Source organism: Bacteroidales bacterium, from assembly GCA_012519055.1.
GTDB lineage: Bacteria > Bacteroidota > Bacteroidia > Bacteroidales > Salinivirgaceae > JAAYQU01.
Map to the genome: position 1 here is coordinate 112,657 of JAAYQU010000001.1, position 20,959 is coordinate 133,615.

Annotated in this window: 21 protein-coding genes; 20 read left to right on the forward strand and 1 reads right to left on the reverse strand. The window is 34.3% G+C overall.

The window, feature by feature from the left end:
- Positions 1-70 precede the first annotated feature (70 nt).
- A complete protein-coding gene (locus GX311_00420; protein NLK14842.1) occupies positions 71-949 on the forward strand; it encodes a hypothetical protein in 879 nt (292 codons plus the stop codon).
- 2 nt (positions 950-951) lie between these two features.
- On the forward strand, positions 952-2,367 hold the full coding sequence (locus GX311_00425; protein ID NLK14843.1) for a sugar transferase: 1,416 nt from the start codon (positions 952-954) through the stop codon (positions 2,365-2,367).
- Here GX311_00425 and GX311_00430 read toward each other — a convergent pair whose 3' ends face one another.
- A complete protein-coding gene (locus GX311_00430) occupies positions 2,368-3,042 on the reverse strand; it encodes a 2-C-methyl-D-erythritol 4-phosphate cytidylyltransferase (GenBank protein ID NLK14844.1) in 675 nt (224 codons plus the stop codon).
- Between the two features lie 246 nt (positions 3,043-3,288).
- On the opposite strand from GX311_00430, the gene GX311_00435 reads away from it, so the two are divergent.
- From GX311_00435 to GX311_00520, 18 genes are all read left to right on the forward strand, one after another.
- Positions 3,289-4,455 (forward strand): HAMP domain-containing histidine kinase, encoded by a 1,167-nt coding sequence (locus GX311_00435; GenBank protein NLK14845.1) that lies wholly within the window; start codon positions 3,289-3,291, stop codon positions 4,453-4,455.
- Between the two features lie 196 nt (positions 4,456-4,651).
- Complete coding sequence (locus tag GX311_00440; GenBank protein NLK14846.1) at positions 4,652-5,179, forward strand: DUF177 domain-containing protein; 528 nt, start codon at positions 4,652-4,654, stop codon at positions 5,177-5,179.
- Positions 5,180-5,191: 12 nt separating this feature from the next.
- Entirely contained in the window at positions 5,192-5,374 is a 183-nt protein-coding gene (gene rpmF / locus GX311_00445) for a 50S ribosomal protein L32 (protein NLK14847.1), read from the forward strand.
- A 98-nt stretch (positions 5,375-5,472) separates the two neighbouring features.
- On the forward strand, positions 5,473-6,435 hold the full coding sequence (plsX, locus tag GX311_00450; protein ID NLK14848.1) for a phosphate acyltransferase PlsX: 963 nt from the start codon (positions 5,473-5,475) through the stop codon (positions 6,433-6,435).
- Between the two features lie 43 nt (positions 6,436-6,478).
- Positions 6,479-7,483 carry a ketoacyl-ACP synthase III gene (locus GX311_00455; protein NLK14849.1) on the forward strand — a complete coding sequence of 335 codons (1,005 nt, stop codon included), beginning with the start codon at positions 6,479-6,481 and terminating at the stop codon, positions 7,481-7,483.
- A gap of 16 nt (positions 7,484-7,499) precedes the next feature.
- On the forward strand, positions 7,500-7,883 hold the full coding sequence (locus tag GX311_00460; protein NLK14850.1) for a polymer-forming cytoskeletal protein: 384 nt from the start codon (positions 7,500-7,502) through the stop codon (positions 7,881-7,883).
- 750 nt (positions 7,884-8,633) lie between these two features.
- Entirely contained in the window at positions 8,634-9,734 is a 1,101-nt protein-coding gene (gene atpB / locus GX311_00465; GenBank protein NLK14851.1) for a F0F1 ATP synthase subunit A, read from the forward strand.
- A 36-nt stretch (positions 9,735-9,770) separates the two neighbouring features.
- On the forward strand, positions 9,771-10,031 hold the full coding sequence (gene atpE / locus GX311_00470; GenBank protein ID NLK14852.1) for an ATP synthase F0 subunit C: 261 nt from the start codon (positions 9,771-9,773) through the stop codon (positions 10,029-10,031).
- A gap of 63 nt (positions 10,032-10,094) precedes the next feature.
- A complete protein-coding gene (gene atpF, locus GX311_00475) occupies positions 10,095-10,589 on the forward strand; it encodes a F0F1 ATP synthase subunit B (GenBank protein ID NLK14853.1) in 495 nt (164 codons plus the stop codon).
- A 14-nt stretch (positions 10,590-10,603) separates the two neighbouring features.
- Complete coding sequence (gene atpH, locus GX311_00480; GenBank protein NLK14854.1) at positions 10,604-11,134, forward strand: ATP synthase F1 subunit delta; 531 nt, start codon at positions 10,604-10,606, stop codon at positions 11,132-11,134.
- An 18-nt stretch (positions 11,135-11,152) separates the two neighbouring features.
- A complete protein-coding gene (locus GX311_00485; GenBank protein NLK14855.1) occupies positions 11,153-12,730 on the forward strand; it encodes a F0F1 ATP synthase subunit alpha in 1,578 nt (525 codons plus the stop codon).
- Positions 12,731-12,744: 14 nt separating this feature from the next.
- A complete protein-coding gene (gene atpG, locus GX311_00490) occupies positions 12,745-13,626 on the forward strand; it encodes an ATP synthase F1 subunit gamma (GenBank protein NLK14856.1) in 882 nt (293 codons plus the stop codon).
- Positions 13,627-13,651: 25 nt separating this feature from the next.
- Complete coding sequence (locus GX311_00495) at positions 13,652-16,024, forward strand: MMPL family transporter (protein ID NLK14857.1); 2,373 nt, start codon at positions 13,652-13,654, stop codon at positions 16,022-16,024.
- Between the two features lie 9 nt (positions 16,025-16,033).
- On the forward strand, positions 16,034-17,011 hold the full coding sequence (locus GX311_00500) for an NAD-dependent epimerase/dehydratase family protein (GenBank protein NLK14858.1): 978 nt from the start codon (positions 16,034-16,036) through the stop codon (positions 17,009-17,011).
- 42 nt (positions 17,012-17,053) lie between these two features.
- Entirely contained in the window at positions 17,054-18,034 is a 981-nt protein-coding gene (locus GX311_00505) for a polyprenyl synthetase family protein (protein NLK14859.1), read from the forward strand.
- A gap of 26 nt (positions 18,035-18,060) precedes the next feature.
- Positions 18,061-19,572, forward strand: coding sequence for a F0F1 ATP synthase subunit beta (locus GX311_00510; GenBank protein ID NLK14860.1), 1,512 nt, complete (start codon positions 18,061-18,063; stop codon positions 19,570-19,572).
- A gap of 6 nt (positions 19,573-19,578) precedes the next feature.
- Complete coding sequence (gene atpC / locus GX311_00515; protein NLK14861.1) at positions 19,579-19,827, forward strand: ATP synthase F1 subunit epsilon; 249 nt, start codon at positions 19,579-19,581, stop codon at positions 19,825-19,827.
- A 27-nt stretch (positions 19,828-19,854) separates the two neighbouring features.
- Positions 19,855-20,859, forward strand: a complete 1,005-nt coding sequence (locus tag GX311_00520) for a glycosyltransferase family 9 protein (protein ID NLK14862.1) — start codon at positions 19,855-19,857, stop codon at positions 20,857-20,859.
- Positions 20,860-20,959 lie beyond the last annotated feature (100 nt).

Genomic DNA, 20,959 nt, shown 5'->3' on the forward strand with positions numbered 1-20,959 from the left:
AATTAAAATATTGTCATTGTTTCATCGTTTACTTAATTAACAAGGATTATAAAACACACTCCTAAATCACATGAGAAAAATTTTATTAATTTTTACAGTTATTTACTGCACAGTATCATTTTACAGTTGCAATTTTTTTAACAAAGAGGAAAAAATACCAGCCTATATTCAGATAGACTCATTAACCTATCAGGGTATTAGTCCTAATATATTTACGTGTGCATATGTTTTTGTCAACTATAAATTAGTTGGCGTTTTTGAGTACCCAAGGACCATACCTGTTCTGGTATCAGGAGATGCGGTTGTTACCATTCGTCCCGGTATCGACTTAAACGGATACTCATACGAAAGAACCATTTATCAAATGTCCGATATAAGCGAGACACGTATTACTCTTGAACCTCAAAAAATACATAATATAAATCCCGCTTTTAGTGATTTGCCTTCAGTACACACAGCGTGGCTTGAGAATTTTGAACAATCTGCTATTACACTTACGGCAGCAGACTCTCTTACACCACAAATAAAAGTAGTAAGAAATCAACGCCCCGGACATACAGGTTATATAGGCAGAATACAAATATCCCCAAGTGACACTTTAACCGAAAAATTCGATTATACATATTATGACTCTATACCCATATATTTTCAGGCTACTCCGGGATATTTGGAATTTTCATATAAATGCAACGAGCCTTTCGAAGTCCGCATAAAAGCGTACAACATAGCAAATGGCGAACTGCACGACAAAACTGTTTTGTTTACCTATAAATCACCTGACATATGGAAAAGAATGTACATTAATTTTGCAACAATTGTGCGTGAAATGGGTCCGGGGTTCTATTACAAACCATATTTCAGAATAAGACGACTTGCAAATACAAATCCACAAGATTCAATAAATATAGACTTAGATGACATTAGAATAGTCTATAAAAAGAGCATTTAGAGATGTTAAAGCCTAAAAAGCTGATAGCCAAATATGTTTTTTTCGACTACATTGCCGCAATGACAGCGTGGTCTGCCTTCTACTTTTATCGTAAAATTGTAATTGAATTACCTCTGTTCGGAGAACTACACACGGAAATAAATATGGAGTTTTTTCTGGGAACTCTACTTCTTCCTGTTCTTTGGGTGCTGTTTTATTACTTAACGGGTCAATATCAAAATCCATATTACAGATCACGGCTCAAAGAGTTAGGACATACAATATCTACAACTATCGTAGGGTCAACAATAATATTCTTCGCATTGATATTGGACGACTATATTGGCACATACAAAGACTACTATTCATTATATCTTATCTTAATTTTGTTTCACTTTGCTGCTACATATATCCCTCGTTTAACTATCACGGCAACAACGATAAAAAAAATCCGATCGGGAAGAATTGGTTTTAATACGGTATTTATAGGAGGAGGTGAAAAAGCACTGAACTTTTACAAAAAAAACAAAGAAGGTATTCGTTCTAGTGGACTAATTGTAAAAGGATTTGTTGCTATTTATGAAAACTCCACTTATCAAGCTGCAGAAGTGTTGACACAATTAGGCTACTTAAAAGACATTCACAAAATTATTGCCGAAAATGACATACACGAAGTAATTATTGCCAGTGAAGCCAAAGAACAAGAACAAGTTGAAGCGATTATACATCATATTGAATTTATTGATGTAAAAATCAAGCTAATACCTGACCTGTTTGATATGTTTACAGGAAAATATTTAACCCCAGGAATATCCAAAAACCCATTATTAGAAATATCCCATAATGTATTACCTGCTTGGCAGGAAAACACAAAACGCTTTACCGACATAATTGGTTCTTTGATATGTATGATAATTTTATCACCTGTTTATTTATTTCTCGCGTTTGGAGTGAAGCAATCTTCAAAAGGTCCCATATTATATAACCAAGAGAGAATTGGCAAAAACGGAAAACCTTTTAAAATATACAAATTTCGTTCGATGTTCATAGGTGCCGAAAAGAATGGACCAATGCTCTCATCAAAAAATGACAACCGGATTACTAAATTCGGACTATTTATGCGTAAAACCAGACTTGACGAAATTCCCCAATTTTTCAATGTTTTTATCGGCAACATGTCACTTGTTGGACCTCGACCTGAAAGACAATATTATATTGAACAAATTGTGCAACGTACACCTCAATACAAGCGCTTACTAAAAGTGAGGCCTGGTATTACATCATGGGGACAAGTAAAATATGGATATGCCGAAAATGTTGACCAAATGGTAGAAAGACTAAAATATGACCTTATTTATATTGAGAACATGTCGATATATTTTGACCTGAAAATCATAATATACACTATTAAAACAGTTCTCGAGGGAAGTGGCAAATAATTATATCTTTTGAGATAAAAGAAAATTACAAAACTCAATATCACTCTTTTTAGTTATTTTTACATTAGTTGGTTCTCCTTCAACCATAAATACTTTATTCCCGGAATGTTCATAAACTGAAGCATCATCAGTAAAACTACTGTTATAATCAACTTTGTAAGCCTTTTTAATAAGTTCATAATTAAAAACTTGAGGTGTTTGAACCAAAAAAACATTATCACGTAGAATCGTTTTACTATCTTGTAAAGAACCAAAACGAACTGTTTCTGACGGATTAATAACAGGAATCGCCGAATTATTGGAGATTACAGTCTTAAAACACCTATCTATCAAATTTGCACTAACAACAGGTCTAACACCGTCATGTATTGCAACCCATTTAGGATTGCTTAATGAACTTAATCCATTTCGAACACTAAAAAAACGTTCTATACCGCCATCAACTATTTTATGACGTATATTTATGGAGTAATTTTCACACATGGTTATCCATGTGTCAATATGAGCTTTGGGTAATACTACAACTATCTCAATGTCATTATCATAGTTAAAAAACTTCTCTATAGTATGTAAAAGCACAGGCTTCGATTGCAAAAGCAAAAACTGCTTGGGTGTAGAAACTCCCATTCTTACACCTGAACCTCCGGCAACTATAACAACAGACTTTTCAGACATTTGCGATATTTTTTTGTTTTCTCAAATTTATTTCAAAACAAAAGTATTTAAAATATTGCACTATACAAACACACCATTTTAAGAAACTAACATTTCAAAATCTGTTTAACCAAAAAAATAAGTACTTTTGTTCACAGTAATGCGATTTTTGCATTATCTTAACTCCTAAATTATCAGACATCATAACAATAATTTTACAAATAAATAATAACTACAATAAACTAAGCGTTAGACTTACAAAAAAACATGGATAAATATAACAAAAAGAGACGTTTACGAATGTCTATACTGCTTTTTGCCTTCTTAATCAGTTTATTATCTCTGTTATATACAAACCTAATTGTTGACAAACTAAAAATAGAAGAACGCAAAAAAATGGAATTATATGCTTTAGCATTAAAAAAATTTGCGGAATACGATAATTTAGACGCAGACATGAGTCTGGTTACAGAGATAATAACCAACAACACTACTGTTCCCCTAATACTTACTACAGATACTGACAGCATATTGGCTTTTGTAAACTTCAATCCTAAAAAGTCTGAAGACACTAAATATATGGAGTCGGAGCTTGAAAAAATTAAACTAACCCAAGAGCCCATTATTATCTCGCTTGCAAACAACGAGGAACAGCGAGTATATTATAAAGACTCTACCGTTCTAACCATTCTGTCATGGTATCCATTCGTACAACTGTTTATGTTTGCACTATTCATATTAGTAGGTTATATCGCTTTTAGCAACTCGCGTAAAGCCGAACAAAACAGCGTATGGATTGGTATGTCAAAAGAAACCGCACACCAATTAGGTACACCTATTTCTTCATTGTTGGCTTGGGTAGAAATTTTGAAAAACTATCCTGAAATTGACAGTTATATGAGTGAAATACAAAAAGATATAAACAGATTAGATGTTATAGCCCGCAGATTTTCTAAAATAGGATCTTCACCCGACCTAACACTCGAACCAATTGCAGAAGTAATAAAAAGTGCAATTGAATATATGCAATATAGAACACCTGAAAATGTTAATTTCAATTATAACTCGTCACCCAACTCAGAAGTTAGCATAATGATGAATCGTAGCCTTTTTGAATGGGTTATAGAAAATTTGATTAGAAATTCAGTTGATGCAATGCAAGGAAAGGGAAATATTAATTTCGATTTATCAGTTACTGGCAAAAAACTATATCTTGATATCAGCGATACAGGAAAAGGAATTCATAAAAGATACTATAAAACTATATTCAGTCCAGGATATACATCCAAAGAGCGTGGCTGGGGATTAGGCTTATCATTAGCAAAAAGAATTATTGAAAACTATCATAAAGGAAAATTATTTGTTAAAACCTCAGAATTAAACAAAGGCACCACAATGAGAATTGTTCTTAACATACAACAAACACTAAACTAACAACTTAATCCCGTTTTATTTCATTCCAAACACTTTTTTTTATACTTAAAAAAACAAAAAAAGCAAAATTGAAATCATAGAATAGGGTTATTAAAGATAGTTTTATTAATTTTGCACGAATTTTGATAATCTGTTGCCCGTTTTTCAAAAAGCATAAAAATAAATCAGCAAAGACAGTGATTAAATTAAAGTTAAAATGAAAACAACAAAAAGCATTCTTGACAGATATAAGATAAAAATTGCAGAGTTGCCTTTAGGAATATCTGAATACAACTTTGTTCTGGACGATGTTCTGTTTTCTTATTTTAACCATCCATACGTTGAAAAGGGAAATGTAGCTGCCAAAGTTACTTTAGACAAAAGACCAAATTTAATTGAAGTCAACATTACAGTAAGTGGCACACTCGAAGTACAATGTGACCGTTGTTTAGATTATTTCTTATACCCAATAAATACTAACGAAATAATTCTATATACAATAGGACAACAAGAAGAACATGAAAACAAAAATGTTGTAATTATTACAAAAGAACAATCAGTAATTGATTTATCGTCAGATTTATATGAAATAGCTGTAACACAATTGCCAATAAGCAAAGTTCATCCAAACAATGAACAAGGTGTATCTTTGTGCAATTCTAAAATGTTAGAGTTATTAAATAAATATTTGGTTAATGAAGAACAAATTAACCCAACTCAAAAATTAAGTGATATAATAAAATAAATTAATAAAAAAATGGCACATCCTAAACGCAAACAGTCAAAATCAAGACGAGACAAAAGAAGAACTCATTTTAAAGCAATCGAGCCTCAATTATCAAAATGCAATAACTGTGGAGCGACACACCGTTATCACAGGATTTGTCCCGAATGTGGATTTTACAGAGGACGACTTGTAGATGATAAAAAAGCAGTATAATACACGTAAAATGTAATAGTTACAGCCCGTATGAATAACTTATTTCACTACGGGTTGCTCTGTTTGTTAGTTCTTATTCAAACTAATAACCAATGAACATACTAAAAATTGGTATTGATATAATGGGTGGCGATAAAGCTCCGACTGAGATTGTAAAAGGTGCAATTTTGGCGAGTAATGCTATTGATAATAATATCAAATTAGTACTCTTCGGAGATTCTACGGCGGTTAAAAATATTTGTGAGCAAAATAATTTCAATCCAGATGTGTTTGAATTAGTGCATACAACCGAAATAATCGAGATGCACGATCATTCTGCTAAATCTTTTCAAACTAAAACAGACTCGAGTATCACAAAAGGATTTGAATATCTTGCCACTCAAAAAATAGATGCCTTTGCAAGTGCCGGAAATACTGGAGCAATGTTAGTTGGTGCCATGATGGTCATTAAACCCATTGAAGGAATTATACGCCCTTGCTTATCAACACTATTGCCTAAAACAGACGGAAAAGAAGCAATATTGCTTGATATAGGAATAAACCCTGATTGCAAACCAGAAGTTCTCTTGCAATGGGGAATAATTGGATCTGTTTTTGCCAAAGAAGTTTATAATATTGAAAATCCCAAAGTTGCTCTTTTGAATGTAGGAACAGAAGAGGGAAAAGGAAATCTATTAGCCCGAACCACGTATAAACTAATGAAGGAATCAAGAGATATTAATTTTATTGGCAATATCGAAGGCTCAGATCTTTTTAGGCCAGAAGTGGCCGATGTTGTTGTTACTGACGGCTTTACAGGGAACGTGGTTTTAAAACAATCAGAAATTATTTACCGATTAGCCCAAAAGCGTGGTATTAATGATGAATATTTTAACCGATTTAATTTTGAATTATACGGAGGTACACCTATATTAGGCATCAATAAAGCTGTTGTTGTAGGTCATGGAATATCGAAAGCAAGTGCCATTAAAAACATGATTATCAATACCATAAATATTTTAGAGACAAATTTGACAGCAAAAATCGCAACTCGGATAATGACTGCCAAACAACTAACCTAAGCATTACGAATAAAACGATATTTACAATTTAAACTATATACGGATGGACACAATCAGAGCAACTATTACTGGAGTCGCAGCAGCAGTTCCAGACTATATTCTTACCAACGAGGAGTTAAGTCAAATGGTTGATACTACCGATGAATGGATAATGACAAGAATTGGTATTAAAGAAAGACATATCATTCGGGAACCAGGAAAAGGAAGTTCGGATGTTGGTGCAAAAGCAGTATCACTACTACTTGAAAAAACCAATACCAAACCGGAAGAAATTGATCTTCTCATTTGTGCAACCGTGACACCAGACATGCAGTTTCCTGCAACTGCAAACATCATAAGCGATAAAGTAGGAATAAAAAACGCCTTTTCATTTGACATAAACGCAGGTTGTAGCGGATTTTTATACACTCTTTCGACAGGTGCCAAGTTTGTAGAAACAGGCAAATATAAAAAAGTTATAATTGTAGGTGCCGAAAAAATGAGTAGCATAGTTGACTATCAAGACAGAGCTACTTGTCCAATATTTGGAGATGGTTCAGGTGCTGTTTTATTAGAGCCTACAAATGAAGATATTGGTATAATCGACGAAATATTACAGTCTGATGGAGTAGGAAGAGTTCACTTACATCAAAAAGCTGGTGGCTCTGTAAAACCCGCTTCACAAGAAACAGTCGCAGCACGCGAACACTATATATATCAAGAAGGACAGGCAGTTTTCAAATGGGCTGTGTCAAAAATGGCAGATGTCTCTGTTGAAGTAATGAAAAGAAACAAAATTACACCCGAGAATTTAGCTTGGTTAGTTCCGCATCAGGCGAATATGAGAATTATTGAGGCTGTTGCAAGACGTATGGGGATTAAGCCAGAACAGGTCATGATTAATATTCAAAAATATGGTAACACCACAGCGGCTACTCTCCCATTGTGCTTATGGGAATGGGAACCTGTGTTGAAAAAGGGTGACAACATTATTCTTGCAACATTTGGAGCAGGCTTCACATGGGGAGCAATATATTTAAAATGGGGATACAACGGCAATGAAATTTAATTAAAATATAAAAGAGATGGGAAAAATTAACAATACTGTTGACATCAACTCAATAAATATTATTTGCAGAGGCACAACCATTAATGGAGATATTACAACGGACGGAGAAATAAGAATCGATGGTGTTGTTGAAGGAAACCTTCATGCAAAAGGAAAAGTTGTAATAGGAACATCGGGTCGCCTTAACGGTGAAATTGTGTGTAGAAGTGCAGATATAGAAGGAAAAGTTGAGGGAAAAATAAATGTTAACGAACTACTTTCCTTTAAAAACACATGCGTTTTTAAAGGCGATATCGTAACAAAACAATTATCAATTGAACCCGGTGCTACATTTAATGGCACATGTCAAATGTCAAACAATATAGTTCAAAATACAGAAATAAAAAACAAGCAAAGTTAAAAGAACACTTATTAGTACTTGTGTAGCAATTACATGTAGCTCTACTGAGCCTTTATTTAAGTTTTTTTAAGCAAAACATACTATATATTATTAGTTTAACAAACCTTATATAAAACATACTGTTTTTTTATAGTATTTGTTTTTTCACTTTCTTTAAAACTAATTTACGATATAGAATGGTAAAACAATTAATGAAATCATACGCAATAAGGATACTACTAATAGATATCCTGTTGGTAGTATCGTACATAGCTGTAATCACATACACCTCTCTAAGTGTTAGCAATTTGTTGTTTGGTATAATTTTGTCCTTCTTTAGTATCGTTTACTTTTTTTCACAATATGTTTTCATAAAAAAGTCAATCACAAACAATATTAATAAGATCTTTTTAATATGTTCAGTAACCAAAATGGCAGTATTACTTGTAGGACTTTTGGTATTATTACTGTTATTTAAAGAGTATGCAAAATTTATAACAATAAGCGTATTAACTCTATACGTACTGTTTACTATTAATGAAATTCATTCTATTTTAGCAACAATAAAAACTAAACGTAACAAAAAACAATAAAAGAAATTTCAACTAATTTCAATTATATTGTTAAAGTTATTATATTTGTTAGGTGAAAATGATTCAAAAAATACTGTTTCTTTAGACATAATTAGGTATAGTAAACACTTAATATGGTTTTAAACACCGACAGATATAGATGTGATTTTCATTTATCAACACTGTAAATCTCCAACAAATGAACTTAACATTTTTCGGAAGCTTCAAAGTAAAAAATGTATTGTCAACCTTATTATTAGCAGTACTAACAGTTTTTACTACAAATTCGTCATATGCTACCGATAATACCGAAGAAGATAGTTTTAACCCAGGACTTATGATAATGGGACATGTAAGCAATTCCTACGAATGGCACATATTAACTACACCTTCGGGCAAACATATATCAATACCGCTACCAGTGATTTTATACAGCTCACAAACTGGTTTGAATATTTTTATGTCTTCTAAATTTGAACATGGCCACGCCAGGTATAATAATTTTGAGATATGTAAAGAAGGCACATACAAAGGCAAAATAGTTGAATATAGTGCCGTTGATGGAGAAACACTTATAGGAAAACCTTATGATTTCAGCATTACAAAAAACCTTATAGGACTGCTTGTTGGACTTACTCTTACAGCTTTTTTAGTATTAAAATCAGTAAAAATTGCCAACCAAACAAAAGGCGAGCCACCAAGGGGTTTATTGTCAGTAATAGAACCTATCGTAATATTTGTTAGAGACGATATTGTTAAATCCTCTATAGGAGAAAAATATGAAAAATTTTTGCCCTTCTTGCTCTCAGTGTTTTTTATGATTTTTATTACTAACCTTACAGGGATAATTCCAATAGTTCCTTTTGGAGCCAACGTTACTGGTAATATTTCCGTTACTTTAGGTTTAGCCCTATTCACGTTTTTAACAATACATTTTAATGCCAACAAAGACTATTGGAAACATATATACAACACTCCTGGAGTACCATGGTGGATGAAATTTCCCGTACCTATTATGCCCTTTGTGGAATTCATGAGTGTATTGCTTAAACCTTTAGTATTGGCAATCCGACTCTTTGCAAATATTTTAGCTGGTCACGTTATTATTTTGGCTTTTGTCTCGTTGATTTTTATCTTCGCGCAACTGTCAGCCGTAGCAGCTGGGTTTGTTTCGCCCGTAACTATAATTTTTGTCATGTTTATGTTTTGCATCGAGATGTTAGTAGCATTTATTCAAGCTTTTGTGTTTACATTATTGTCAGCAATTTTTATTGGTATGGCAGTAGCAGAAAAGCATTAATTTATAAAACCCATTAATCTATAAAAACAAACAATTATGGTAAGTTTATTAATTATTTTAGGTCAAGCAGCAGTAGGAGCTTCATTAGCAAAAATGGGAGCCGGTATATCTGCAGCGCTTGTAGTAATTGGAGCAGCATTTGGAATTGGACGTATCGGTTCTCATGCAATGGAATCTATGGCACGTCAGCCAGAAGCAGCAGGCGACATTCGTTCAGGTATGGTTGTTGCCGCCGCTCTTATTGAGGGTGCAGCGTTTTTTGCACTCGTTATATGTTTTTTGATTTTGTTTGTTTAAAACAGTCACATTTTTATTTTCATGCAGCGGTTGGCTGCATGAAAATAATTAATTATTAAGATTATGGAAATTTTTCTACCCGAATTAGGATTGTTTGTATGGACAGTAGTGGCTTTCGCGGTTTTTTTAATTATCATGAAAAAGTTTGCGTGGAAACCATTAATGGGCATGTTAAATGACAGAGAACAATCAATTGCAGACGCTCTTTCAATGGCTGAAAAATCAAGGCAAGAGTACGCTGAATTAGAAATAATGCAAAAAAAGATGATTGCCGAAGCGGAAGAAGAGAGAATTAAACTCATTCAAGAAGCAAGAGCAGAAAAATCTCAAATTATTGCAGAAGCCAAAGAGGAAGCAATCCGCAATGCAAACCAAATAGTCGAAAGAGCCAGACAAGAAATTATTAATGAAAGAGAAAGAGCTACGAGCGAGTTAAAAGAAGAGATAGCCAAATTTTCAGTTCAGATAGCTGAAATGATACTCAAACAAAAGCTCGAAAGCGACAAAGCTCAGCAAAAATTAATCGATGAGTACATCAACGATTTAAGAATTAACTAATTACCTATTGTAAAATGGATCAAAGCGCAATACCTGTTCGATATGCAAAAGCTCTATTTGAACTATCAATAGAACAAAATATTGAAGAAGAAATATACAAAGACATTACTCTTATCAATCAAGTCATTGCCGACAATACTGACTTTATGTTAGCACTCACTTCACGAGCTATTTTACAATCAGATAAAATTAAAATATTAAAAGAAACTATTGAACCTCACGTTAACAAACTAACATTCAGGTTTTTAAAGCATGTCATCAAAAAAAGACGAGAAGAATTTATTTTAAGGATAATTCTTGAATTTATAAAGTGCTACAATAAAAGGCACGATATCATTAAAGTCACAGTAAAAAGTGCTAGCACACTTACAAACGAGCATGTTAGTAAAATAAAAAATATCATATCTGAGCAAACCGGTAAAACTCCTATTATGGCTTATGATGTTGATAAGTCACTAATAGGGGGTTATCAGGTTATTATTGATGACAAATTTTACGACATGTCAGTAAAAGGAATGCTAAATAAAATTGAAAAATCATTTTAATACACCAAAAATATTATTATGGCTCAAATTAAACCAGCCGAGATTTCGGAAATAATCAAAAAGCAAATCAGCGACATCAATATTGATGGTAAATACGAAGAAGTTGGTACTGTACTAACAATTGGAGACGGTATAGCAATTGTTTACGGTTTAACACAAGTACAAGCCAACGAACTTGTTGAATTTCCTAATGGCACTAAGGGTTTAGTGCTGAATCTCGAGGAAGATAGCGTAGGAGTAGTTTTATTAGGACCTACTGGCGAAATTAAAGAAGGCGACACTGTAAAACGTACTCGTAGAATAGCCTCAATTAATGTAGGACACGGTCTGTTAGGGCGAATAATTAATACTATCGGCGAACCATTAGATGGACTTGGCCCAATAACTGGAGAACTGTACGAAATGCCACTTGAGCGCAAAGCTCCGGGTGTAATCTTCAGACAACCGGTTAAAGAGCCTTTACAAACAGGTATTCTCGCAATTGATGCTATGATTCCAATAGGACGTGGACAGCGCGAGTTGATTATTGGTGATAGACAAACAGGAAAGACAGCAATTGCTATTGATACAATCATAAATCAAAAAAAACATTATGATGAAGGCAAACCTGTTTTTTGTATATACGTAGCTATCGGTCAAAAAGGCTCAACTGTAGCACAAATTGCTGCAACATTACAAAAACATGGAGCTATGGATTATACGGTTATTGTTTCTGCTACAGCCGCCGATCCAGCAGCAATGCAATTCTATGCTCCTTTCGCAGGAGCGTCAATAGGCGAGTTTTTCAGAGACACAGGAAACCACGCGTTAGTTGTTTTTGATGATTTATCAAAACAAGCTGTATCATACCGCGAAGTTTCTCTACTTTTAAGAAGACCTCCAGGACGTGAAGCATATCCAGGTGACGTGTTCTATCTACACTCACGTTTGCTTGAAAGAGCTGCTAAAATTATTGAATCTGATGAAATTGCTAAAAACATGAACGATCTACCCGATGTGTTAAAAGATAAAGTTAAGGGTGGAGGTTCATTAACAGCTCTTCCAATTATTGAAACACAATCAGGAGACGTATCAGCATATATTCCTACTAACGTAATCTCTATTACTGACGGACAGATATTCCTTGAATCAGACTTGTTTAACGCCGGTGTTCGACCAGCAATTAACGTAGGTATTTCTGTTTCGCGTGTTGGAGGAAACGCACAAGTTAAAGCAATGAAAAAAGTGGCTGGAACCTTGAAAATTGACCAGGCACAATATCGCGAGTTGGAAGCTTTCTCTAAATTTGGTTCTGACTTAGACCCTGCTACATTAGCTGTCTTGGATAAAGGTCGAAAAAATGTCGAGCTACTTAAACAACCACAATATAGTCCTGTACCTGTTGAAAAACAGATAGCTCTTGCTTATGCAGGTACACGAGGATTATTAAGAGATGTAAGCTTAAACAACGTAAAAAAATGGCAAGAAAAATATCTGTCATTATTAGAAACAAATGGAAAAGAAACTTTAGAAAGATTACGAAAAGGAGAACTTACGGTGGGAGACGAAGAAACTCTAAAAGCATTTGCTGAAGAGGCTTCAAAGAAACTTGTTTGATAAAATAGTTAGATATGGCAAACCTAAAAGAGATAAGAACCCGAATTACTTCGGTAACCAATACAAGACAGGTTACTAGTGCCATGAAAATGGTATCAGCAGCCAAATTGCGTAAAGCACAAGAAGCGGTTGCCAAAATAAGGTCTTATTCCGATAAAATGCTTGAAATTATTGATTCTGTTGGGAAATCAGTTACAGAGAGTTTCGATTCTCCCCTATTTAAACTTAAACCAACGGGCAGTACTTTAGTAATATTGGTTACCTCAAACAAAGGACTTTGTGGTGTTTTTAATTCAGCCATTACTCGTATGGCGGTTGACTGGGTAAAAACCGAGCGCGCCGAAGAACTTGAAAATAAACAAGTAACTTTTTTAACAATTGGAAAAAAGGGATTTGATGTTATTTCAAGAATGGGATTTGACATTATTGGGCGTAATGACAATTTAGTTAATAAACCATCATACAATCTTACAACATTTTTCACTAAAACACTATTAGAAAAATATAACAACGGCGAATATCGCGAGATAATAATATTTTACAATAGTTTTAAAAATGTTGCTACTCAGCAACCGCTAATGGAGACATTTTTGCCCATAAAAATTGAAAAGAACGATGATGAAAAACATGATGCACTTGAGTATATATTAGAACCCAATTCTGATGCGATACTCGAAGAATTAGCTCCAAAAATGTTGGAAACAGAAATGCATAAAATTATCCTCGATTCAATTGCCTCTGAACACGGAGCACGAATGACAGCTATGCATATAGCTACCGATAACGCAACTGAATTATTAGACACGCTAACGCTTAACTACAACAAAGAACGTCAATACAGCATCACAAACGAACTACTTGAAATCGTATCTGGAGCAAATGCATTAAAGGGCTAAAACATTTATTTGAAGGGATACAAAAATGTGGACAAGATTTGCAGGGATTATTCTAAGATATCGTATTGGTATATTGTCATTTATCATTCTTATCACAGCATTCATGGCATATAAAGCCTTTGATGCACGTATGGCGTATACGTATGCCCAAATGCTACCTGAGTCAGACACCACATTTGTAGAACACCTATATTTCAAACAAGTTTTTGGCGAAGAGGCAAATATGTTTGCCATTGGAGTTAAAGATCCCGACTTTTATACAAAAGATAGGTTCAACGCTTATTCAAAATTAACCCAAGAAATTAGATCACAATACGGAATTACAGATGTGCTCTCAGTTGGACAAGTTGTAAATCCATACAGAAACGATTCATTACAGATATTTGAATTCAAAAAACTATTCCCCTCAGAAGTTCAAACACAAGAAGAGCTTGATAGCTTAACTAACATATTTAAAAGTCTAAGTTTTTATGATGGTCTAGTTTATAACAATGCTGAAAATGTCTTTTTATTCGCAGTTACTCTCGATAAAAATTTATTAAACACAAAAGAGAGAGTAGGTATAATTGACAACGTTCACAAAATAGCCGACGACTTTGCAGAGAAACATAACATTGAGCTTAGTTACAGCGGACTTCCCTACATAAGAACAGAAATAAGCAAAAAAATTAAGGAAGAGATAAAACTATTTATTGCTTTAGCTTTTATAGTTACTGCAACCGTACTGTTTCTGTTTTTTAGGTCATTCAAAGCAGTCTTTTTTTCTCTGTTAATTGTAGGTATAGGTGTTGTTTGGACTTTTGGGACACTTGGATTACTTAATTATGAAATAACTATTCTGACGGGCATGATCCCTCCAGTGCTCATTATAATTGGAATCCCAAACAGTATTTTCATGTTAAACAAATATCACACTGAATATAAACGACATGGGAACAAAATAAAAGCACTGCAAAGGGTTATTTCAAAAGTTGGAAATGCGGTTTTCCTCAGCAATTTAACAACAGCTGTAGGATTTGCTACCTTTATATTAACATCGAGTGGAATATTAATTGAATTTGGAATAGTTGCCTCTTTAAACGTTATGGCACTGTTTTTAATAGCAGTTTGCCTAATTCCAATTATATTCAGTTTTCTACCACCACCGAAGTATAGACACGTAAAACATCTTGAAAAAAAACGCACCACATTCATTATTGACAAACTTGAAACTATATCTATAAAATACAGACCTACTGTTTTTATAGTTACTGCATCTCTCATCGTAATAGCAATTTTTGGAATTAGTCGCATTCACACAACAGGATATATGGTTGACGACATTCCCCCCGATGATCCCATACTTACTGACCTAAAATTCTTTGAAAAACATTTCGATGGAGTTATGCCTGTCGAAATTTTAGTTGATACAAAAGAACCACAAGGTGCTTTTAAGCTTGAAACACTTAGGAAACTTGATGCTCTTCAAGATTCACTCTCAAAATATCCCGAGCTATCAAAACCATACTCGTTAGCTGAAGCAGCTAAGCTATTAAGGCAATCGTACTATGATGGAGATCCTCGAAGGTACAGGGTACCCATAGAACGAGAACGCTTAGCTATGGCAAAATACTTAAAAACCGATGAGAAACAGAAAAATGTTCTTACAAACTTTCTAGATTCAGGTTTTCAAATCACACGCATGACATTACGAATGCACGATATTGGAACCGTACAAATGAAAAGCACCACACAAAAAATTGAAAACAATATAAAATCTATTTTCCCCGATAGCTTATACTATACACTTTTGACAGGAACAAGCATTGTTTTTGCAAAAGGAACACAATATCTTATCAAAAACCTTTTTACAAGCCTTGCAATTGCCATATCATTTATTGCATTGGTATTCTTATTCTTACTTGGAAGTTGGAGAATTGCACTGATAGGATTAATACCCAATTTAATTCCACAACTAATGACAGCAGCATTAATGGGATATTTTGGAATACCAATTAAACCCTCAACAATCCTTATTTTTAGCATTGCATTTTGTATCTCAGTTGATAACACAATTCACTTCCTATCTAAGTATATGCAAGAAATGAGGGTGTTAAATTGGAACACAGGAGAAGCGGTTAAAGCTGCCAGACGCGAAGTTGGAATAAGCATGATGTACACAAGCACAGTACTACTTTTCGGATTTGCGATCTTTGCAGCATCAGAGTTTGGAGGAACAAAAGCACTAGGAACACTTGTTGGTTTAACACTTTTTTTCGCTATGATTTCAAACCTAGTCATATTGCCATCACTGTTATTAACTTTTGAAAAAACAATTACAACAAAAGCGTTTAAACAATCAGCTTTACAAATGCCCTCGGAAGATGAAAACAACGGCTTTAACAATAATGAAAAGTAAAATATTAACATGAGGACTACAAACAAAAAATTAAAAAAGATATTAGTAACAGGAGGAGCTGGATTTATTGGGAGTGCCATGGCTAAACGGCTTATGGAAGATGAAAAAAACTATGTGGTCATCGTTGATAATCTTTCAACTGGTAATATTGGAAAAATTCCACCACTTGACAGCAGACCAAGAATGTGGAAATTTATCAAATGTGATGTTAACAACTATCACGATATTGCCGAAGTTATGCTTAGCTATAAATTTGATTATATTTTTCATTACGCTGCTGTAGTAGGAGTATCACGAACACAAGAAAACCCAGTTTGGGTACTTAATGATATCGAAGGAATTAAAAACATTCTTAGTATTGCGAAAAACACGGGAGTTAAAAGAGTATTTTACAGTAGCTCATCAGAAATATACGGAGAACCCGTAGAAATACCTCAACATGTTTATACCACTCCGCTTAATAGCCGACTTCCATATGCGATCGTAAAAAACGTGGGAGAAGCATTTTTAAGAAGCTATCAACAAGAGTACGGGCTTAACTATACCATATTTAGATTTTTCAACACATACGGTCCTAAACAATCTAAGGACTTTGTAATAAGCAAGTTCATCAACAAAGCTCTGCGCAACGAGGATTTGACGATTTATGGTGATGGTCATCAAACACGAACTTTTTGTTATATAGACGACAACGTAGAAACGTGTTACAAAATTTTTGAAAATGATCTGTTGATCAATGATGTGATTAACATTGGCGGTAGTGAAGAAGTTGCCATTTTAGATCTTGCAAAACTTGTTATCGAAAAAACCGGTAGCAAGTCGAAAATAGTACACGTACCACCTTTAAAAGATGGGGATATGAAAAGACGAAAACCTGAAAACACTCCAATGATAGAAATTTTAGCACGTCCTCTCCTTTCTTTAGAAGATGGTATTGAAAAAATTTTGAAAACTGGTTTGTTTGAAACAGACATTCAAAACTCGTAAAAAAATGTTCTTTAACTAAAATTTAATTCCAATTAAGAGACAATGAAAGTTTTAACATACACAGAAATACAAGAACATCTTAATAGATCACTTGAAGCTATTAATTACGGGTTTAAACCCAAAAACTTATATGATCCTATTCGCTATTCCATGTCAGTAGGCGGCAAACGCATAAGACCCATACTTACAATTTTGTCAGCACAAATTTTTGGAGCAAATTACGAAAAAGCTTTGCCAGCTGCACTTGCCATTGAGATATTTCATAACAGTACTCTACTACACGACGATATAATGGATAAATCATCAGTAAGGAGAGGGCAGCCAACTGTTTACAAAAAATGGAATACCAATATTGCAATTTTAGCAGGAGATGCAATGATAATTCAGGCATATAAACATTTATCAGATGTTGATCCCAAGTACATTAGCGATATTGCAAACGTATTCAACAAAACAAACTTGCAAGTATGCGAAGGTCAACAATATGATCTTGACTATGAAAATGAATTTTCTGTAAGAATTGAAGATTATATTGAAATGATACGACTAAAGACCAGCGTTTTACTCGCTGCATCTGCAAAAATTGGAGCCATTATTGGAGAAGCAACTGTTGAAGAGCAGGATATTTTATATGACTTTGGCGAAAATTTAGGGTTAGCTTTTCAACTTCAAGACGACTATTTAGACGCATTTGGAGACACAAAAACATTCGGGAAAAAAATCGGTGACGATATTATTACTAAAAAACGTACTTTTTTGTTAATCAAAGCATTAGAGCTATCAAAAGGTGAATATCATGATCTGCTTATTGGGCTAATAAACAACGAAAAAATAAAAGAAAAGGAAAAAATCGATAAGGTTATCGAAATTTATCGTAAATTGAACATCGATAAAATTACAAACGAATATATAAACAAACATTTCAACAAAGCCTTCGATAATCTAACAAAACTCAAAGAAAATGGTTATGATATTGAACCTTTAATTGAATATTGTAAAAAACTATCGGCAAGAAAAAACTAAAATATTAATCTCAAAATCTAACAGTTATGGCAGAGAATATTGGAACAATAATACAGATAATCGGTCCTGTGGTTGACATCAAATTTGATGATCAGGACAGTAAACTACCTGAAATATACGAAGCGCTGGAGATTGAACGTGAAGGCATGTTTCCTCTGATTGTTGAGGTAGAACAACATATCGGTCAAGATAGTGTGCGCACAATTGCTATGGATTCAACCGATGGACTATGCCGAGGTATGAAAGCCAAAGCATTAGGCAACCCCATAATGATGCCTGCCACAGACGATGTAAAAGGAAGACTGTTCAACGTTGTAGGAGAAGCAATAGACGGACTTCCTCAAGTGGACAAGGCAAACGGTTACCCAATCCACCGTGAACCCCCTAAAATAAAAGATCTAACAACTGAAGACGAAATACTATATACTGGTATTAAAGTCATTGACCTTATTGAACCGTACGTTAAAGGAGGTAAAATTGGGTTATTCGGAGGAGCAGGTGTCGGAAAAACCGTTGTAATTCTTGAACTTATCAATAATATTGCAAAAGCCTATTCAGGGTTGTCAGTCTTTGCAGGTGTTGGAGAACGTACCCGTGAGGGGAACGACCTATTACGTGAAATGATTGAAGCAGGCGTTATTAATTATGGTCCCGAATTTTTAAAATCAATGGAAGAAGGTGGCTGGGATTTAACAAAAGTTAAGCCCGAATATTTAGACGATTCTAAACTTGCATTGGTATTTGGTCAAATGAATGAACCTCCCGGAGCACGTGCTAGAGTTGCACTATCGGGTTTAGCCATTGCCGAATATTTTAGAGATGGCGGTGAAAGTGGACGTGGTAGAGATATACTTTTCTTTATGGACAACGTTTTCCGTTTTACACAAGCAGGTTCGGAGGTGTCAGCACTTCTTGGACGTATGCCATCAGCTGTTGGTTACCAGCCCACTTTAGCAAGTGAAATGGGCGCTATGCAAGAACGAATTACTTCAACAAAATCAGGTTCAATCACCTCTGTTCAAGCTGTTTACGTTCCAGCTGATGACCTTACAGACCCGGCTCCAGCTACAACATTTGCTCACCTTGATGCAACAACCGTTCTTAGCCGTAAAATTTCTGAATTAGGTATTTATCCGGCTGTAGACCCACTTGATTCAACATCAAGAATTCTTACACCTGAAATTGTTGGAGAGCTACACTACAATACCGCCCAAAGAGTTAAGGAAATTTTACAGAGATACAAAGAGCTTCAAGATATTATCGCAATTCTTGGTATGGACGAGCTGTCAGAAGAAGACAAATTAGTTGTGAACCGTGCAAGAAAAGTACAACGTTTCTTATCACAACCATTCCACGTGGCAGAACAGTTCACAGGAGTACCCGGAGCTTTAGTATCTATTGACGAGACTATCAGAGGGTTTAATATGATAATTGACGGGGAAGTTGATAAATATCCCGAAGCAGCATTTATGATGGTAGGAACTATTGATGAAGCTATAGCCAAAGGCGAAAAACTATTAAAAGAAACATCAATTTAACAAGATATGCAAATAGAGATTATATCGCCGGAAAGCACACTTTTTACGGGAGATGTAAAACAGGTAAGGGTGCCGGGTAGCATCGGCTCCTTTGCTGTATTGCATAATCACGCTCCAATAACATCGACATTAGAAAAAGGAGTTATAAAAATTACACAACACGACGGAGAAGAGGTAAATTTAGATATTTTGGGTGGTGTAATCCAAGTAAAAAATAATAATGTCAAAATATTAGTCTTCAGCGAAGAGAATTAATATTACACAGTGCGACTTTTTAATGTAATGAACAAAATTCAAAAGATTTTAGTAATCAGATTTAGTTCAATTGGAGATATAGTGCTTACAACACCGCTGTTGCGGGCAATTAAAAAAGAGCGTCCAGAAATAGAAATACATTTTTTGGTAAAAAGACAGTTCTACCCAGTTGTGGAACATAATCCAAATATCGATAAAATACACAAGTATCGAGGATATTTAAATGATACAATAGAATCTTTACGTGCCGAGAAGTACGACTTTATTGTTGATCTTCAAAATAATATACGTAGTCACAGAATTAAAAGAAAATTAGGCGTAAGGTCCGCGAAAGTAAATAAACTGAATATAAAAAAGTGGCTTTACGTAAACTTTAAAATCAACAAACTACCTGATATACACATTGTTGATAGATATTTTGAAACACTATCAACACTAGGTGTAAAAAATGATTTCAAGGGCTTAGAGGTTTATTCTGAACCTAATGCGGAAAAGATTTTTGAGAAATTAATCGGTTTCGAGAAAAAAAACTATGTAGTTGTAGCAACAGGAGCAGCCCACTATACAAAGCAAATCCCGAGTAAAATTTTAATTGAAATACTGAACAAAATTAACAAACCTGTAATATTCACAGGAAGCTCAGGTGATATGCCAAAAGCCAAAAAAGTAATAAAAAAACTAACATGTTCAACTTTTAATGCGTGCGGTATTTGCACTATTGGTCAAACTTCTGAAATAGTCAAACACTCGAAAGTTGTAATCACTCCCGATACGGGGGTTATGCACATTGCCGCTGCACATTACCGTCCCACCATTTCAATGTGGGGGAACACGGTGCCTGCATTTGGAATGTACCCTTATATGCCTCAAAATCAAGACTTATACTATATAGCAGAAGTCGATAATCTTAAATGCAGACCATGTTCAAAAATAGGTTATAAAAAGTGTCCTAAAAAGCATTTTAATTGCATGAAAAACCAAGATATTGACAAAATTGTAGATAAAATTGAACACTTTTGGCAATTGGAGTAAATTATTCATAAACGTAGAGCACTAATCATAATTAAGTCTATAGCTACTACATGAGATTAATCATACTTAATACACTCTACAACGGTAAAAAGCAAATATT

Coding starts and splice junctions, on each gene's coding strand:
- atpC (NLK14861.1), top strand. CDS start 19,579: ATGCAAATAGAGATTATATCGCCGGAAAGCACACTTTTTACGGGAGAT.
- rpmF (NLK14847.1), top strand. CDS start 5,192: ATGGCACATCCTAAACGCAAACAGTCAAAATCAAGACGAGACAAAAGA.
- GX311_00505 (NLK14859.1), top strand. CDS start 17,054: ATGAAAGTTTTAACATACACAGAAATACAAGAACATCTTAATAGATCA.
- GX311_00420 (NLK14842.1), top strand. CDS start 71: ATGAGAAAAATTTTATTAATTTTTACAGTTATTTACTGCACAGTATCA.
- GX311_00455 (NLK14849.1), top strand. CDS start 6,479: ATGGACACAATCAGAGCAACTATTACTGGAGTCGCAGCAGCAGTTCCA.
- GX311_00435 (NLK14845.1), top strand. CDS start 3,289: ATGGATAAATATAACAAAAAGAGACGTTTACGAATGTCTATACTGCTT.
- GX311_00495 (NLK14857.1), top strand. CDS start 13,652: ATGTGGACAAGATTTGCAGGGATTATTCTAAGATATCGTATTGGTATA.
- GX311_00485 (NLK14855.1), top strand. CDS start 11,153: ATGGCTCAAATTAAACCAGCCGAGATTTCGGAAATAATCAAAAAGCAA.
- GX311_00425 (NLK14843.1), top strand. CDS start 952: ATGTTAAAGCCTAAAAAGCTGATAGCCAAATATGTTTTTTTCGACTAC.
- atpB (NLK14851.1), top strand. CDS start 8,634: ATGAACTTAACATTTTTCGGAAGCTTCAAAGTAAAAAATGTATTGTCA.
- GX311_00520 (NLK14862.1), top strand. CDS start 19,855: ATGAACAAAATTCAAAAGATTTTAGTAATCAGATTTAGTTCAATTGGA.
- atpE (NLK14852.1), top strand. CDS start 9,771: ATGGTAAGTTTATTAATTATTTTAGGTCAAGCAGCAGTAGGAGCTTCA.
- atpG (NLK14856.1), top strand. CDS start 12,745: ATGGCAAACCTAAAAGAGATAAGAACCCGAATTACTTCGGTAACCAAT.
- GX311_00510 (NLK14860.1), top strand. CDS start 18,061: ATGGCAGAGAATATTGGAACAATAATACAGATAATCGGTCCTGTGGTT.
- GX311_00500 (NLK14858.1), top strand. CDS start 16,034: ATGAGGACTACAAACAAAAAATTAAAAAAGATATTAGTAACAGGAGGA.
- GX311_00430 (NLK14844.1), bottom strand. CDS start 3,042: ATGTCTGAAAAGTCTGTTGTTATAGTTGCCGGAGGTTCAGGTGTAAGA.
- atpF (NLK14853.1), top strand. CDS start 10,095: ATGGAAATTTTTCTACCCGAATTAGGATTGTTTGTATGGACAGTAGTG.
- GX311_00460 (NLK14850.1), top strand. CDS start 7,500: ATGGGAAAAATTAACAATACTGTTGACATCAACTCAATAAATATTATT.
- GX311_00440 (NLK14846.1), top strand. CDS start 4,652: ATGAAAACAACAAAAAGCATTCTTGACAGATATAAGATAAAAATTGCA.
- atpH (NLK14854.1), top strand. CDS start 10,604: ATGGATCAAAGCGCAATACCTGTTCGATATGCAAAAGCTCTATTTGAA.